This window comes from Thermodesulfomicrobium thermophilum DSM 16697 (assembly GCF_059568695.1).
The window spans coordinates 62,861-77,577 of the sequence record NZ_JCANTW010000014.1 but is presented as its reverse complement, the minus strand read 5'-3'; the positions used below and the strand labels follow the sequence as shown (position 1 = coordinate 77,577).

Genomic DNA, 14,717 nt, shown 5'->3' with positions numbered 1-14,717 from the left:
GAGAACACCCATGTCCGCCGAAGTGCTCAAAGCCAAAAAACAACTCAACGATGTCTATGGCCTGCTCAAACAGGGCAAGCTCCTCTCGGCGGTACGCAACCTCCTGGAGGCCACGCAGTTCGTGCTCCGGGCCCAATTGCTCAAGCACGAATTCAAGGCCTTCCAGGAGTCTCTGGACAAGGCCGCCTATTTTCTCGCCAACGACCAGGGTCTCAAAAAGATCTATCCCCTGCAGATCCTCTACAAGCCCGGCATGGAAAAGGAGCTGGCCCAGAGTCTCACGGAACTCTACAGCTTCCTCCAGGAAAACTTCCAGGAGGAGCTTCAAGTGAGCATGCAGTCCCTGGAGGCCAAACGTCAGGAGCTCTGGGCCAAGCTGGAGGCCGCCGTGGCTGCGGGCAACAGCGCCGAGGCCGAACGCGCTGCGCGCAAAGTCATCGAAACCGCGCCCGAGGACACCGACCTCAAAGAGGCCATTGCCGACCTGTTCCTTGAGCACGGCGTGCTGGACCTGGCCATTGCCATGCTCAAGGAGGCCCACGCCCAAAACCCCGAGTCCGCCCATATCTTCAACAAATTGGCCATGACGCTGCGCAAGGCCGGCCACCTGGAAGAAGCGGAGCAGTGCTATCTCCACGCCCTGACGCGCGCGCCCAAGGACGAATACCTCCACTTCAACCTCGGCCGGGTGTATCTGGACATGCGCCAATGGAAACGGGCCATGGAATGCGCGGACAAGGCCCTGGCCCTCAACGCCGATTTCGACGAAGCCCGCAAGATGCGCCTTTATGCGCACAAGCAGATGCAGCGCGCCTAACTCACGCACACGTACGCACGAGGCCGATATGAACTTCAATTTCCTCTGCAAAGAACCCGCGCCCCCCAACGGCCGCAGCGTGGGTATCGTGGGCGCCGGGCCCTCAGGACTCACCGCGGCAGGGTATCTTTCCTGTCTGGGCTATCAGGTGACCGTCTACGACAAGCTCCCCAAACCCGGGGGGCTCATGCGCTTCGGCATCCCCGGACACCGCATCCCCAAAGAGCGCATCGAGGCGGGCATCCGCCACATGGAGCGCCAATTTGGAGTGGTCTTCCAAAGCCATACCAAGATCTGCTGTTCCGCCCCTCTCTTCGAGGAAGAAGGCGACCACTTCTGCCGGGAAGTGCTCGGCCTTGGGGACATCGTCAAACGCCACGACGCCAGCATCATCTGCACCGGCGCGTGGAAGTCACGCAAGCTCGGCATCCCTGGGGAAGACCTGCCGGGAGTCTATTCCGGCCTGGAATTCCTCTTTCCCATCCGCGCCGTCCACTACTGCGCCCCTCAGGCCAAGCCCGTGGAAGTCGCCGGCAAGGTGGTGGCGGTCATCGGCGCCGGGCATTCGGCCGTGGACGTAGCGCATAGCGCCCTGCGTCTGGGGGCGGCCATGGTGCACCATCTCTACCGTCGCACCGCCAAAGAAGCGCCGTGCGGCTCCTTCGAGATCGAACGCCTCCAGTCCATGGGGGTGCATTGGCACGAACGGGTCACTCCGGTGCGCATCCTCGGTGATGCCCACGTGGAAGGCATCGAACTCAGCCACCCGGAGCACGGCGCCATCACCCTGGCCGTGGACATGGTGGTCACCGCCATCGGCGAGATCGCCACCCCGCCCTTTGCCCGGGAACTGGGCCTGGAAAACGTCCGCAAAGGCGAGGTGCGGTGGCTGCACATGACGGACATCGAAAACGTGTTCGTGGCCGGAGACGCCCTCACCGGTCCCAGCAAGATCGGCAAAGCGGTGTACAGCGGCCTCAAGGCGGCCAGATCCCTGGCCAATTGGCTGGATCTCAAGGCCCAGGACCGGCTTGATGCGTACGCCTACGACGACCTCATGGCCAAAGACGAACGCACGAGGCGCAGATGAACCCTGAACGCAAAGTCCTCTACGTGGACTACAGTAAATGCATCGGCTGCGAAACGTGTGAGTACGTATGCAAATTCGTGCATGACGTCCCGCGCATTCAAATGACCCGCACCATCGACGGAGTCATGGTGCCACTCTATTGCCACCACTGCGAAGAACCCAAATGCATGCGGGCATGCAAGCGGGGAGCCATCGTCCAGGATCAGGACGGGGCCGTCATCCACCAATATTTGCTGTGCCGCGGGTGTGAAAGCCGCAGTTGCATCCTCGCGTGCCCGTACGGCGCCATGCTGGAGACGGACAAAGGGGTGATGATCACCAAGTGCGACCTGTGCGCCAGCCGACGGCAGATCGGCATGCACCCGGCATGCGCCGAGATGTGTCCCTGCGGTGCCATCCAATACGTGGACGAGACGGAACTGGCCGCCCTCAAGACCGAAGAGGCGGAGCTGGCCGAGGCCCGGGTGCTCCGCCATATCCGCAAACCCCACAAAGATTGAGCCTCAGGCCAGCGCCAATGCAGCAAGGGCATTGACGGCGCTGGCCGCCAATGGGGAGCCGCCTTTGCGCCCCCGCAGCACGATGCTCGGCACCTTGGGGCAGCACGCCAAGAAAAACTCTTTGGATTCCGAGGCGTTGACAAAGCCTACCGGCATGGCCACCACCAGCCGGGGCGGCCGCGCCCCGGCAAGCAGGTGTTCGGCAAGGCGCACCAAGGCCGTGGGGGCGTTACCGATGACGATGATGTCCGCGCCCCCTTCTTCCATCAGGACGTCCATGGCCGCGGCGGTTTGCGTCAGCCCCTCGCGCCGCGCCCGTTGAGCGACGCGTGCGTCCCCCAAGAGGCACTCCACCGTAGCCCCCAGGGGCTGCAAACGACGCATGGGAATACCCATGCGGGCCATATGGGTGTCCGTGACGATGCGCGCCCCGGCTCGCAGGGCCGCAATGCCCTCAGATACGGCCTGCGGGTGGAACACGATCGAGTCCAAAATCTCCAGGTCCGCACAGGCATGGACCACACGCCGGGCCACCGCCCACTGCGGGCCCGCAAAGGGCTTGGGCTCCCCCACTTCGGCGTCGATGCGCGCCATGGAAAGGGGCTCGATGTCTTCCGGGGCTACGGCGCTCAGAAGGTCCCGAAGGGCTCTGCAGTCTTGTAACATGATTTTCTCTTGAATTGTGCGATAGTTCTCAATAAGAAGCCTCCCGTTGTCCCGGATCTCCAGCCCAAGGATACTCATGCATATCGGTCTGGCATCACTTCCCTTGGATCACGGCAGCAGCGACGTTCTCGATACGGTACATGCCCTTGTGCGGCAAGCAAGCAACCTCGGTGTGGGCGTGCTCTGCTTCTCCTCCCGCTCCATCACCACATCGGAAGACCCGACCCCGCTCATCCACGACGCAGCGCGCCTGGCCCACGACTGCCGCCTCGCGCTCCTGCTGCCGGTGTTCGACGCCGCATCCGGCCAAGAGTCCGTGGCCGTGATCGACGCCTCCGGGGCCATCCACGCCCTCTACCAACCCGGAGTCTCCCACTGCTACCCGGTCTTCGAGCTTGCCGGGCGCTGTTTTGGTCTGGTGTTGGGGGATGTCCTCTGGACCCAGGGAGACTGCCTGCGCCCCTTGGTGCGTCACGGCGCCCAAATCGTCTTCCACAGCCATGGGACGGTGCTCGACGGCGACGGCATCCCGCCGCGCACCTGGTGCGACCCGGATGCCTCGTTTCACGAAAAGGCACTCATCTGCCGCAGCGCCGAGGCCAGGATCCCCATCGCCAGTGTCGGGCCTGCCCATCCCCGCCAGGCAGCGGCCACCTGCGTGGTCGCACCGGACGGCAGTTGCCTCTGCCACCAGCCATACAACCAGCCGGGGCTGCTCACCCATCACTGGGAAAGCCCGGCGAGCGACTTCGCCTGCCTGTCCTCGTCCTCAATGCCGTAACGCCGCATCTTGGCCCGCAGCGTCACCCGGGTGATGCCCAGGATGCGCGCCGCTTGGCTTTTGTTGCCGCCGGTCTCGCGAAGCACCTCCACGATGCGTTCCCGCTCGGCGTCTTCCAAACTTCTGGGGCCGCCCGCCCCCTCCTGCGGCGCACTCTCCACTGTGGAGCGCACGGAAGCAGGCAAGTCCTCCAGATCGATGGTTTCTGCCGGGCACAGAATTACCGCCCGCTCCACGGCGTTTTGCAGCTCCCGCACATTGCCCGGCCAGTCGTGGCGCAAGAGCGCGTCCATGGCGCGGGGAGAAAAGGCGCGGACCGTGCGATGGTTGCGCTCGGCATACCGTTGCAAAAAATGGTGCGCCAACAAGACGATGTCCTCACGCCGCGCCCGAAGCGGCGGCACCGCTACGGTGATGACACTCAAGCGGTAGTACAAGTCCTCCCGAAACCGACCGGCAGCCGCTTCCGCAGCCAAATCCCGATTGGTGGCCGCAAGAATGCGCACGTCCACTTGCGTCACCCGGTCGGAACCCAAGCGCTGCACCTCACCTTCCTGCACCGCGCGCAAGAGTTTGGCCTGCACCGTCAGGGGAAGTTCTCCCATCTCATCGAGAAAGAGCGTCCCGCCGTGGGCTTTGAGGAAGCGGCCGTCCCGGGGGCGATCTGCGCCGGTAAAAGCCCCTTTTTCGTGACCAAAGAGCTCGGATTCCAAAAGCTGCTCCGGAAGGGCCGCGCAATTGACCGTCACCAGCGGCCCTGAAGCCCGCAGGCTCGCCCGGTGGATGGCCCGAGCCACCAATTCCTTGCCCGTGCCCGACTCCCCGGTGATGAGCACCGTGGCCTCGGTGGGCGCAACGGCATCGATGGTGCGGAAAAGCTCGCGCATGGCCGGCGACGAGCCCACCAGCTCCGGCTCGCCCGAGGCCCGCTCCACCACCTCGCGCAGGCGCACGTTTTCCAACTTCAAGCGGCCATGATCCACGGCACGGGCGAGAGCAAGGCGTAGATGTTCAAAGTCCAACGGCTTTTGCAGATAATCATACGCCCCCTCGCGTACCGCCTGGATGGCGCTCTCCACCGAGGAGTAGGCGGTCATGATGAGCACCGGCAAGGCGGGATTGATGGCGCGGATGTGGTGCAACGCAGTGATCCCATCCATCCGGGCCATGCGGATGTCGGTGAGCACCGCGTCGAAGGGCTCTGCGCGCACTTGCTCCACGGCGGCTTCGCCGTCTTCCACGCGCACCACCTCGTACCCCCATCCCGAGAGCATCACTTCCAGCATCACGCCATGGGCGTGGTCGTCTTCGACGACGAGAATACGTGCCTTATCCATCCTGCGCGTCCTCCATGTCTGCCGGTTCCGCCGGGATCATCAAACGCACGGTGGTGCCCTCCCCAAGCCGCGACTGCACCTCGATGCGACCGCCATGGGCGTCCACGATACGGCGGGTAATGGCCAGCCCCAAGCCGGTGCCTGATCCGCGGGTGGTGAAATAGGGGTCGAAGATACGCTGCATATGCTCTGGAGCAATGCCGTGCCCAGTATCCCTCACGAGGATCTCCACGCCCTCGCGCCCCACCCGGGCCGAAAGCGTGAGCCTTCCGCCATCGGGCATGGCATGGATGGCGTTGAGTAGCAGATTGAGCAAGGCCTGTCGGATACGGTCGGCATCCCAAAAAACAACGACTCCGGAAGAGGCGCGCACCTCCACCGCAATCCCCTGGGAGGCACATTCCGGAGCCACCAGGCGCGCGGCATCGTGGCAGAGCGCTGCCACGTCCTGCTTGGCGCGGACAAGGCGAAACGGCCGTGCCAGGTCCAAGAGCTCGGAGATACTCCGGTCCATGCGCCCCACTTCTTCCACCGCCAAACGCGCCATGGCGGCCTCACGGGAGTCTTCGGCAAAGAGGCCGGCAAAGTAGGTGGCAAAACCCTTGATGGAGCTCAAGGGGTTGCGGATCTCATGCGCCACGCCGGCGGCGAGACTCCCCACCATGGCCAGCTGCGCCTGCCGGGCCATGGCTTCCTGCAGGCCACGCACCCGGCGACGCCAAAACACGGAAACCCCGCCCAACACCACCAACGCCCCTCCGGTCAGCACCGCCACGGCTTGAGTGTGGCGGTCATGGATCCCGGCCTCCACGTACTCCCGGGCGTCCAAGGCCACCAAAGCCACCCACTCTCCACACTCGGGGTCCACGCAGCCAGGGCTCTCCCGACGCGGGCCCATGGGCCGAGGAGTTGGACGAAAACGCCGGTATACCACAAAGAGCGTCGGCTCCGTATCCGCAAGGATACGAAACTTGGGATACCTCTCCGGAACCAAGGAGGCAAAATCGAGCCCTTCGATCACCCGGCGGGTGCGGGCGCTCACCGCCATGGGGCGCAGGTCGTGGTCGAGCACGGCCACGGCCTCCACGTCCCTACGGCCCACCAATTCATCCATGACCCGCCCCAGGCCAAAGAGCCCACCGCCGGCGTGGCCCATACGCGCCCCGGCCTCCAGGACCCGAATCAAGGTATCTCCTTGGGTCATGAGCACCTGGGCGGCGGTTTCCTGCATGCGGCCGCTATGCATGACGGCCAGGGCCGAGACCACCACGGCCAAAACCATGGCCATCACCCAGGCCACCCCAGCCACCCGCTCGGCCAGCTGATGCGTCCGGTCCGAAAATATCTCCACGGAAGATCTCCTTCGTGCGCAGCTTCGTGCGCAGCGTTGCCGGATCCTAGCAAAAAGGCTACCATTTGGCCATGGAAAGCACACATGACCGCAGCCTGCACGCATGGCAAGAGATCGTTGACACCTGGGTGCGCACCATCGGCGTACGCTATTTCTCCGAACTCACCAACCTCGGCATCCTTATGGAAGAAGTGGGGGAGCTGGCGCGCATCATGGTGCGCCGCTTCGGCGACCAAAGCTTCAAGCCCCACGAAAAGGATGATCTGGCCGACGAGATGGCGGACGTACTCTTCGTGCTCCTGTGCCTGGCCAACCAAACCGGCGTGGACCTGAACGCCGCCCTTGCCCAGAACCTCGAAAAAAAGACCCGCCGTGACCGGGACCGTCACCGCTCCAATCCCAAACTCACCACGCCACCCTAAGATGGATACTTTCCAACCACCGTGACCAGGCAACTGGAAAGTTTATATCCACCATACCCTGCAAAACCACCGCATCCGCCCCGATTTTCCGCCGTTTGAACGTTGGCACGCTCCTTGGATACCAAGAAGGCATCCTCTTCCTCCCAACCATTCAACACAAGGAGATTGCAACATGAAACGGACAACCAAAGCCATCGCCACCATCGCCCTGTGCGCCCTCTTCGCTGCCCCGGTGCTTGCCGCCAACACCACTGCTCCGGGACATGGATCGGGCTACGACATGGGACACGGCATGGGACACGGCATGGGGCACGGCGGCGGCATGATGGGCATGATGCAGCACGCCTCCCCCATCCCGCCGGAAAAACAGGCTGCTTTTGACGCCCTGCAGGAAGCCCACCAGGCGGAGATGGCCCCCTTGCAGGACGCCATGTGGGCCAAGCACCAAGAGCTGCGCGCCCTGGCCGCCAACCCCAACACCAAGCCCGAAACCATCCAGTCCCTCATCAAGGAGCTCACGGATCTGCGCGCCCAGATGCGCACCAAGCAGGACGCCTTCCGCGCCAAGGTCAAGAGCGAACTCGGCATCACCCTGCCCTATGGCATGGGCGGCTGCGGCATGGGACGCAAGATGGGGCGCGGCTGCGGCATGATGGGCAATTGCGGCATGATGGACGGCGGCCCCGCCAACTAACCCTTCCTCCTTCCCTCTCCTTCCTCAGGCGGCCTGGAACTCCCTCCAGGCCGCTATCTCGTGTCTGACCGTGTCCGTTCCTCGTGCAAGAAACACGCACCTCCCGACTCAAGCCGAGCCATTGGCTTTGAAACACTCTTTTTCTAAGACATCCTCAAGGCACATGGGCACAGGCTCCCCTCGGACAGCGCTCCACGCCTGATGTACGGACTCCACGGAATCGAGCAAGGCTGCCACCACGCGCGGATCATACCAGGTTCCGGAAAGGCTTCGGATTTCCCGCAAAGCCGCATCAAAATCCATGGGTTCTTTGTAGGGCCGTTCTTGAAGCATTGCCGAGAGGCTGTCCGCTACTGCCAGTATGCGTGCCCCTAAAGGAATGGTGCGGCCACGGAGCCCCCGAGGATAGCCTGAGCCGTCATAGCGCTCGTGATGGAAACGGACCATGTCCGCTACTCCTCCTGGCAAACGGAAAATCTCCACAGGCTCCAAAATGCTGGCCCCAGCCTCCGCATGGGTACGCATGACAGCCATTTCAGTCGGAGTCAGGGGACCAGGCTTCCGGAGGATATAGTCTGGAATGCGAATCTTGCCGATATCATGAAGATGCCCAGCGATGTGCACCATCTCGGCCCAACGGGGAGAAAGGCCCATGCGCAACGCCAAGATGTGTCCTATGGCAGCGACTTCTTCGGAATGGGTATAGGTGCCCGGGTCCCTAGCGTCCACAGCCCGCCCCAATGCCTCGGCAATTTGATGTATAGTGATGGAGGAGCAAGCTACGAGGTCTGGTTTACTCCCCTCCGATATCAAATCCATGAACAACATTTCCTCCTTGTGTTTTTGCTTGATACAATGCACGATCACACTTCGACAGAATATCGGGCAAACAACTCGCTAACCCAAGACGTGTAGATATTACCCCTACAGAAACAGTGCACTTATACACGTTTTCTGAAGCAAAACGATCTGCAATACGGCGGCATGCATCGCAAGCATCCACAAGACTCGTGTTACGAAAAATCACACCGAACTCATCGCCTCCCAAACGAAATGGATAGTCCACCTCTGAGCGCACCCCTTCATAAAGAATGCGCCCAAATATCTTCAACACGGCGTCTCCTTCCAGATGCCCATAGGTGTCGTTGACCGCCTTGAAACGATCAAAATCCATGAGGGCAAGAGCAATGGACTCTCCCCGACACATGGCCTCGTGAAAGACAGCCTCCAGGCCGCGACGATTCCCCAATCCCGTGAGCGCATCGCGAAAACTCATGGAACGCATCTCTTGGGCGTGCCGAGAAAGGGTGCAGATATCGGCACGGATGCGGCGCGCCACCCAATTCATATTCCGCAAAAGCCGAATCATCTCGTCTTCGTCGGGGCGCTCCTCGCCTACGGAGAAGACGACGTCATAATCCCCGAGCCGCATGCGAGCCAAAGCCTGGTTGATTCGCCGGACATCAGCCAGAAAGACCCAATGGGCATAGGCTCGTGACACAGGCACCAAAAGGGCCAAATATACGGCTACCAAGCCTGCCCCCATCCCAGAAACATTGGACACAAAGCCCATCTCCGCTGCCAACAGAATCCCCGCCCAAGGAAGCACAAAAAAGAACACCACAAAGACAGTTGATCGGCCAATAACCCCAATATGTCTCTTCATGCTTCTGTGCAGACCTCCTTTGTCTCAATCTTTTTCTGACGCAGAGACTGGTGAACGCTTCCCTCACGCCTCTTCCGACCTTCTACCCAGCGGGGACTTCCAAGCACCCCTGCCCCCCGCTGCGATGCCTTGCGCATCCACTGATCCAAACGTGCTTCCCAACTCAGCATAAATCTACCTCTGTGAGAATTTTCTTGATACTGGAAATGCTGACATTAGGCACAAAACGGATAGGAACGCCGTGTTTCCGGCAAAACTTCTTGGCTGCCAGACAAGCCCCATGGGAATTGCAACGCAGGCAGCACAAGACGCAGCGCGAACGCCGCACCGCCTCTTCCAAACGCCGGCAGCCTGATGTCATATGCCCCGGATGGTAGAAACACGAAAAACCGCGCTCCTCCAGACATTGGCGCAGCGTCCCTGCCATTCCTTCAACGCCACCTAACACCATAATTCTAGAGGCGCCGACGGACTTACACTTTTTCTTATTAATTTTATTGTTTTTTTTCATAAAAACCTCATTCTTTGAAAAAAATCAAGATTAGTTTCGTCTAACAATTTTTTGCTAATCAAACGAAAAAACAACTGTCAATCCCCTGACAACGATTTCATAAGATCAAATTTTCCCCAGCCCTGGCAGATGCCGTCTTCGGGCTTAGACTCTTCTCTCAAGAATGACTCTCGTGCCGGATCAAAGCCATTTTCGGATCGATCAAGAGATTGACCCGAAAGGGGCGATATTTTTCTGTTGCCGGGCAATACCAATGACATCCCATGAAGACTCGGGATGGCGCATTCATAAAGACCAAGGAAGCGCGGCGAGTTTTTGTGATCGAGCAGGCAGCGGTCGAAATATTCGCGAATCAGAAGGCGGGTGAAGCGCATCGAGATACACCAACATCTGCGCACTCCCGCATCCCCATCAGCTCCAAACGGACGACGGTCTTTTTTCGTTCATCCAAAAAATATATTTTATTTCAAATAATTAAATATTAATGTCTCCATAAAGACACCCAAAAGACATTTTCCCTTGACAAATATCTGCGCCATGGCCACTCAAAAGCCGTGCGCACAGTGTTGGAAGGGACGCCTTCCTCGGTGTGTCGACCACCACTCAAAACCCGAAGCCAACAGGCGACGAGAGGCGTGTTGAGAGGGAAACGTGCAACGAGGACATCAAACCAAGGAGGCACGTTGATCACCACAAAGCAAACCATCTCTCTGGTGTTTTGAGGCCCAGACCGTCTTCAAACCCTTGTCTCCTTCCTGAACTTCCCGGGGCGGCACCTTCCGCCCCGCTTCTTTTTGGGCTTTTGGGAGCGCGCCTTGCCAGAGGTCACGTCTTTCACTAGCATCCCCTTCGAAGTTCAAGGAGGTTGCATGCCCCACCCCTTGCCCACGCCCGAGGAAATGCGCCGTTGGGACCAACGCACCATCGAGGAATTCGGACTCTCCGGGACCGTCCTCATGGAGAACGCCAGTCGTGCGGCCCTGGCCGCCCTGGAGGCCCACGCCGGATCCGTACGCGGGAAAAGGGTGGTGGTCTTTGCCGGGGCCGGCAACAATGCAGGTGACGGGTTCGCCCTGGCGCGCCATCTCATCAATCTCGGCGCCCAGGTCTTGGTGCTTCACGCCAAGCCCATGGAGAGCTACTCCGGCGACGCAGGCTACCATCTCCAGCTGCTGCGCCGCATGGACGCCGCCCTGGAATATCTCCCGGAATACGAAGCAGATTTTCTCCACTGCGCCCACATCGTGGTGGACGCCCTGCTTGGCACCGGATTCGTAGGCCCCCTGCGCCCCGAATACGCCCGCTGGATCACGACCATCAACCGCCTGGGAAAGCGGGCACTGGTCCTGGCCCTGGACATTCCATCGGGCCTGTGCGGCCATACCGGTGAGCCCCAGCCCGTGGCGGTCCACGCCACTCTCACCGTCACCTTTGAGGAGCCCAAACTGGGCCTCGTCCTGCCGCCGGCGCGGCCCTTCGTCGGCTCCATGGTGGTGGGCAAGATCGGTATCCCCCGGCACATCAAGGAAGCGCATCCCACGGCGCACGTCGCCCTGGGACCTGAAGTCTGGGAATACGTCCCCACCCCCACCGCCGCCATGCACAAAGGCATCGCCGGGCACGTGCTGGTGGTGGGAGGAAGCCCCGGCCTTACCGGCGCCCCGCTGCTCGCCGCCCGTGCCGCCTACCGCGCCGGCGCAGGACTGGTCACCTGGGCGGCTCCGGAAGGACTCCTCGCCCAAGGCGCTCCGTTTCCCGAGACCATGACCATGAGCCTCGGCCCCGCATGGGGACGCGAGGCGGCAGCTCGACTGCACGAAAACGCCCACCGTTTCGACAGTGTCCTTCTGGGACCGGGGCTTGGCCGCAGTGCCGAGGCCGCGGCCCTGGTGGCGGCGTACCTCGAAAGACCGCACCCGCGCCTAGTGCTCGACGCCGACGCCCTCTTCCACTTGGCCCAAGACCGAAGCCTTTTGGAGCGCATCCCCCAAGACGCCGTCCTGACCCCGCACCCTGGCGAAATGGCACGCCTTCTCGCCACCAGCGCCGAGGACATCAATGCCAAACGTCAGGAGCATGCCCGCGCGTGGGTGGCCGCGCACCCATGCCACCTGGTGCTCAAAGGCGCAGCCACCCTCGTGGCGAGTCCCGAAGCCCCCATGGCGGTCTCCCCCTGGTGTACGCCCAACCTCGCCGTAGCAGGTTCGGGAGACGTGCTCGCCGGTGTGCTGGGCGCCCTGCTCGCCGGCGGCACTCCTGCCCGCCACGCCGCCTGCGCCGCGGTGTACTGGCACGGGAAAGCGGGCGACGCCCTGCGGCAGACCTTTCCTCTCCGAGGCAATACCGCCCTCGACATCGCCGAAACCCTTCCCCATGTATGTAAGGAGTAACCCATGTCCACTGCCCGCGACATCATGACCACCCGCGTGGTCACCCTTTCCCCAACGACCGACATCACCGCCGCCGCCCGCCTGCTTCTCGAACACGACATCAACGGCGCGCCTGTGGTGGACGAAGCCGGCACCATCGTCGGTATCCTCACCCAAAGCGATCTCGTGCGCTTGCAAAAGAAACTGCCGGTACCGTCGCTCTTTACCGTCCTCGACGGTTTCCTCCCCCTGGGGTCCCCTGCGCAGTACGAGCAGGAAGTGCGGCGCATCGCCGCAGCTACGGTGGCGGACGCCATGACCACGCACGTGACCACCATCACCCCGGACACCCCACTGGAAAAGGTGGCCAGCCTCATGGTGGACAAAAAGTTCCACACCCTGCCGGTGGTGGACAACGGCCGTCTCGTAGGCATTGTGGGCAAGAAGGACGTCATCCAAACCTTGCTGCGCGCATAACATGACCATCCATCTCCCCGATCTCGACGCCACTTGGCGCCTGGGGCGCGCCCTGGCCGAGGCCATCCGCGCCCACGGCCCGGCGGCGCTGCTTCTCGACGGCCCGCTGGGCGCCGGAAAGACCACCCTCACCCGGGCCCTGGTGGAAGCGCTTCCCGGCGGCCTCGAAGCCGAAGTGGCGAGCCCCAGCTTCAACCTCATGAACCGCTATCCCACCCAGCCGGAGACCGTGCACATCGACCTCTACCGGGAGTCGGGCGGCATGCTCGGTGAGGAGCTGGAAGATATCTTGGATGACCCTACGGTCCTCGCGGTGGTGGAATGGGCAAAACGTCTGCCGCGCCCTGTGGAGCCCGCGGTGCACGTGACCTGGCAGCAGCCCCCCCATGAGGGACGCATGGTTACTTTGCAAGGAACAGGCGAACGCGGCCGCCGCATTGTGGAGGCCGTGCACACCGCCCTGGCGGAGGGCTCTCGATGACCCGACGCCCGCTTGCCGAGGCCATGCGGCCCCAAACCCTGGAAGACTTCATCGGCCAAGGCCACTTCCGGGACCGGCTCCAGGCGCTGCTCACCGCCCCCAAGCTCCCCAGCCTGCTCCTTTTCGGCCCCCCGGGGTGCGGCAAATCCACCGTGGCCCTGCTCCTTGCCCAGGGCACAGGCCGCCCCTTCGTGCGCCTCTCCGCCCCGGAGGTGGGGCTCACGTCCCTGCGCAAGCACCTCACGGGCAAGGAGATCCTCATCCTTGACGAGCTCCACCGCTATTCCAAGGCGCAGCAGGACTTCTTTCTGCCCCTCATCGAAAGCGGCGAGCTCACCCTCATTGCCACCACCACGGAAAATCCGTCCTTCAGCGTCACCAAGCAGCTCCTCTCCCGCCTGCACGTGCTGCGGCTGCGGCCCTTGTCCTCGGCCGAACTCACCGCCGTGGCCCAGCGCGCCCTCGCCCGCCTCGGAGAGTCCTTGAGCCAGCCCAGTATCGAGCTCTTGGTATCCGCCAGCCACGGAGATGCCCGCACCCTCCTCAACCTGCTGGAATTCACCCTCACTCTGCCCGCAGCAGACCGCGAGGTGGAACGGCTCAAAACCCGTCTGCCCGAAGTCATCCTGCGCGGAGACCGCGACGGCGACTCCCACTACGAGCTGGCCTCAGCACTCATCAAATCCATCCGCGGCTCAGACCCGGACGCCGCCCTCTATTACCTGGCGTGTCTCTTGGAGTCCGGCGAAGACCCACGCTTCGTCACCCGCCGTCTCATCCTCTCGGCCTCGGAGGACGTGGGACTGGGCGACCCCACGGCCCTGCCCCTGGCCGTGGCCTGCGACCAAGCCGTGGAACGGGTGGGAATGCCTGAAGGCTTCATCCCCATGGCGGAAACCGTGGTTTATCTGGCCCTGGCACCCAAAAACAACGCCACCTACGCCGCCTACCGCACCGCCCAAAAGGAAGTGCGCGCCAACGGTGCGCGACCGGTGCCCCTGCACCTGCGCAATGCCGCCACCGCCCTGCAACGCGAGTGGGGATACGGCCACGGCTACAAATACCCCCACGACTATCCGGACGGCTGGACCGAACAGGAGTACCTTCCCCCGGAGCTCTTAGGCCGCAACTTCTACCGCCCCAAGGGTATCGGTCACGAAGAACGGCTGCTTTCCTGGCTGCGCAAAGTCCGCCAACGCCGTATGCGCCCGGCTCCAGGCAGCAAGAACACCCCCTAAGCACCCCTGGCCGCCAATACCGACGGGCACGCAGCGGCGCCATGCCACGGCCCGAACGTCCCAACGCCTGCGCGGGCCGGCAATTTCCATAAAAAAAGGCGGGCAAAGGCGCCCGCCGTACCGTTTTTCCACATTAAGAACATGGCGCGCCCGGGAGGATTCGAACCCCCGACCAAGAGCTTAGAAGGCTCCTGCTCTGTCCAACTGAGCTACGGGCGCCAAGGGGAGCTTCGTTTATGCAGCCCCGCCCTCGGCCGTCAAGGCTTTGGACGCGAGATTGCACCGAAGAGCGCCTGTACTTTTTCTGGAGGAGAATA

Annotated in this window: 17 protein-coding genes and 1 tRNA gene; 10 read left to right on the top strand and 8 right to left on the bottom strand. The window is 62.3% G+C overall.

Translation table 11 applies throughout. The features are described from left to right. The first annotated feature begins 10 nt into the window (after nucleotides 1-10). Genes BR00_RS07665 through BR00_RS07655 form a run of 3 tightly spaced genes read left to right on the top strand, consistent with a single transcriptional unit; the run spans nucleotide 11 to nucleotide 2,407 of the window. Nucleotides 11-817 (top strand): tetratricopeptide repeat protein, encoded by an 807-nt coding sequence (locus BR00_RS07665; RefSeq protein ID WP_496477005.1) that lies wholly within the window; start codon nucleotides 11-13, stop codon nucleotides 815-817. 28 nt (nucleotides 818-845) lie between these two features. After that, a complete protein-coding gene (locus BR00_RS07660) occupies nucleotides 846-1,907 on the top strand; it encodes an FAD-dependent oxidoreductase (protein ID WP_496477004.1) in 1,062 nt (353 codons plus the stop codon). Continuing rightward, nucleotides 1,904-2,407 (top strand): 4Fe-4S dicluster domain-containing protein, encoded by a 504-nt coding sequence (locus BR00_RS07655; protein ID WP_496477003.1) that lies wholly within the window; start codon nucleotides 1,904-1,906, stop codon nucleotides 2,405-2,407. The genes BR00_RS07660 and BR00_RS07655 overlap by 4 nt, the downstream gene beginning before the upstream one ends. A gap of 3 nt (nucleotides 2,408-2,410) precedes the next feature. On the opposite strand, the gene BR00_RS07650 is transcribed toward BR00_RS07655, so the two are convergent. Next, entirely contained in the window at nucleotides 2,411-3,073 is a 663-nt protein-coding gene (locus tag BR00_RS07650; RefSeq protein ID WP_496477002.1) for a precorrin-8X methylmutase, read from the bottom strand. Between the two features lie 76 nt (nucleotides 3,074-3,149). On the opposite strand from BR00_RS07650, the gene BR00_RS07645 reads away from it, so the two are divergent. Further along, the gene (locus tag BR00_RS07645) at nucleotides 3,150-3,854 is read left to right on the top strand and encodes a hypothetical protein (protein WP_496477001.1); all 705 of its coding nucleotides are present in this window, start codon (nucleotides 3,150-3,152) and stop codon (nucleotides 3,852-3,854) included. On the opposite strand, the gene BR00_RS07640 is transcribed toward BR00_RS07645, so the two are convergent. After that, nucleotides 3,797-5,191: a sigma-54-dependent transcriptional regulator gene (locus tag BR00_RS07640; RefSeq protein ID WP_496477000.1), complete on the bottom strand. Its 1,395-nt coding sequence runs from the start codon at nucleotides 5,189-5,191 to the stop codon at nucleotides 3,797-3,799. The genes BR00_RS07645 and BR00_RS07640 overlap by 58 nt on opposite strands. After that, nucleotides 5,184-6,542 (bottom strand): ATP-binding protein, encoded by a 1,359-nt coding sequence (locus BR00_RS07635; RefSeq protein WP_496476999.1) that lies wholly within the window; start codon nucleotides 6,540-6,542, stop codon nucleotides 5,184-5,186. Before BR00_RS07635 ends, BR00_RS07640 begins: the two co-directional genes overlap by 8 nt. A 71-nt stretch (nucleotides 6,543-6,613) precedes the next feature. Here BR00_RS07635 and BR00_RS07630 point away from each other — a divergent pair, with 71 nt between their 5' ends. Together BR00_RS07630 and BR00_RS07625 are read left to right on the top strand one after the other, a co-directional pair. Beyond that, nucleotides 6,614-6,964, top strand: coding sequence for a nucleotide pyrophosphohydrolase (locus BR00_RS07630; protein WP_496476998.1), 351 nt, complete (start codon nucleotides 6,614-6,616; stop codon nucleotides 6,962-6,964). 172 nt (nucleotides 6,965-7,136) lie between these two features. Further along, nucleotides 7,137-7,658 carry a periplasmic heavy metal sensor gene (locus tag BR00_RS07625; protein ID WP_496476997.1) on the top strand — a complete coding sequence of 174 codons (522 nt, stop codon included), beginning with the start codon at nucleotides 7,137-7,139 and terminating at the stop codon, nucleotides 7,656-7,658. 108 nt (nucleotides 7,659-7,766) lie between these two features. On the opposite strand, the gene BR00_RS07620 is transcribed toward BR00_RS07625, so the two are convergent. The 4 genes from BR00_RS07620 to BR00_RS07605 form a co-directional block, all read right to left on the bottom strand. After that, nucleotides 7,767-8,477 (bottom strand): HD-GYP domain-containing protein, encoded by a 711-nt coding sequence (locus BR00_RS07620; RefSeq protein WP_496476996.1) that lies wholly within the window; start codon nucleotides 8,475-8,477, stop codon nucleotides 7,767-7,769. Then, nucleotides 8,452-9,324, bottom strand: coding sequence for a GGDEF domain-containing protein (locus tag BR00_RS07615; RefSeq protein WP_496476995.1), 873 nt, complete (start codon nucleotides 9,322-9,324; stop codon nucleotides 8,452-8,454). The genes BR00_RS07620 and BR00_RS07615 overlap by 26 nt, the downstream gene beginning before the upstream one ends. A gap of 163 nt (nucleotides 9,325-9,487) precedes the next feature. Then, nucleotides 9,488-9,835 (bottom strand): DUF2325 domain-containing protein, encoded by a 348-nt coding sequence (locus tag BR00_RS07610; protein WP_496476994.1) that lies wholly within the window; start codon nucleotides 9,833-9,835, stop codon nucleotides 9,488-9,490. Between the two features lie 77 nt (nucleotides 9,836-9,912). Beyond that, entirely contained in the window at nucleotides 9,913-10,209 is a 297-nt protein-coding gene (locus BR00_RS07605; protein WP_496476993.1) for a hypothetical protein, read from the bottom strand. A 495-nt stretch (nucleotides 10,210-10,704) separates the two neighbouring features. Between BR00_RS07605 and BR00_RS07600 the strand changes: the two genes are divergently transcribed. The 4 genes from BR00_RS07600 to BR00_RS07585 are packed head-to-tail and all read left to right on the top strand — an operon-like array spanning nucleotide 10,705 to nucleotide 14,400. Continuing rightward, nucleotides 10,705-12,225, top strand: a complete 1,521-nt coding sequence (locus tag BR00_RS07600) for an NAD(P)H-hydrate dehydratase (RefSeq protein WP_496476992.1) — start codon at nucleotides 10,705-10,707, stop codon at nucleotides 12,223-12,225. Between the two features lie 3 nt (nucleotides 12,226-12,228). Further along, nucleotides 12,229-12,681, top strand: coding sequence for a CBS domain-containing protein (locus tag BR00_RS07595; RefSeq protein WP_496476991.1), 453 nt, complete (start codon nucleotides 12,229-12,231; stop codon nucleotides 12,679-12,681). Between the two features lies 1 nt (nucleotide 12,682). After that, nucleotides 12,683-13,162 carry a tRNA (adenosine(37)-N6)-threonylcarbamoyltransferase complex ATPase subunit type 1 TsaE gene (gene tsaE, locus BR00_RS07590; RefSeq protein ID WP_496476990.1) on the top strand — a complete coding sequence of 160 codons (480 nt, stop codon included), beginning with the start codon at nucleotides 12,683-12,685 and terminating at the stop codon, nucleotides 13,160-13,162. After that, the gene (locus BR00_RS07585) at nucleotides 13,159-14,400 is read left to right on the top strand and encodes a replication-associated recombination protein A (protein ID WP_496476989.1); all 1,242 of its coding nucleotides are present in this window, start codon (nucleotides 13,159-13,161) and stop codon (nucleotides 14,398-14,400) included. The genes tsaE and BR00_RS07585 overlap by 4 nt, the downstream gene beginning before the upstream one ends. 142 nt (nucleotides 14,401-14,542) lie before the next feature. Here the strand turns inward: BR00_RS07585 and BR00_RS07580 are convergent. Beyond that, nucleotides 14,543-14,619 (bottom strand) — tRNA-Arg (locus tag BR00_RS07580). Nucleotides 14,620-14,717: the final 98 nt, after the last annotated feature.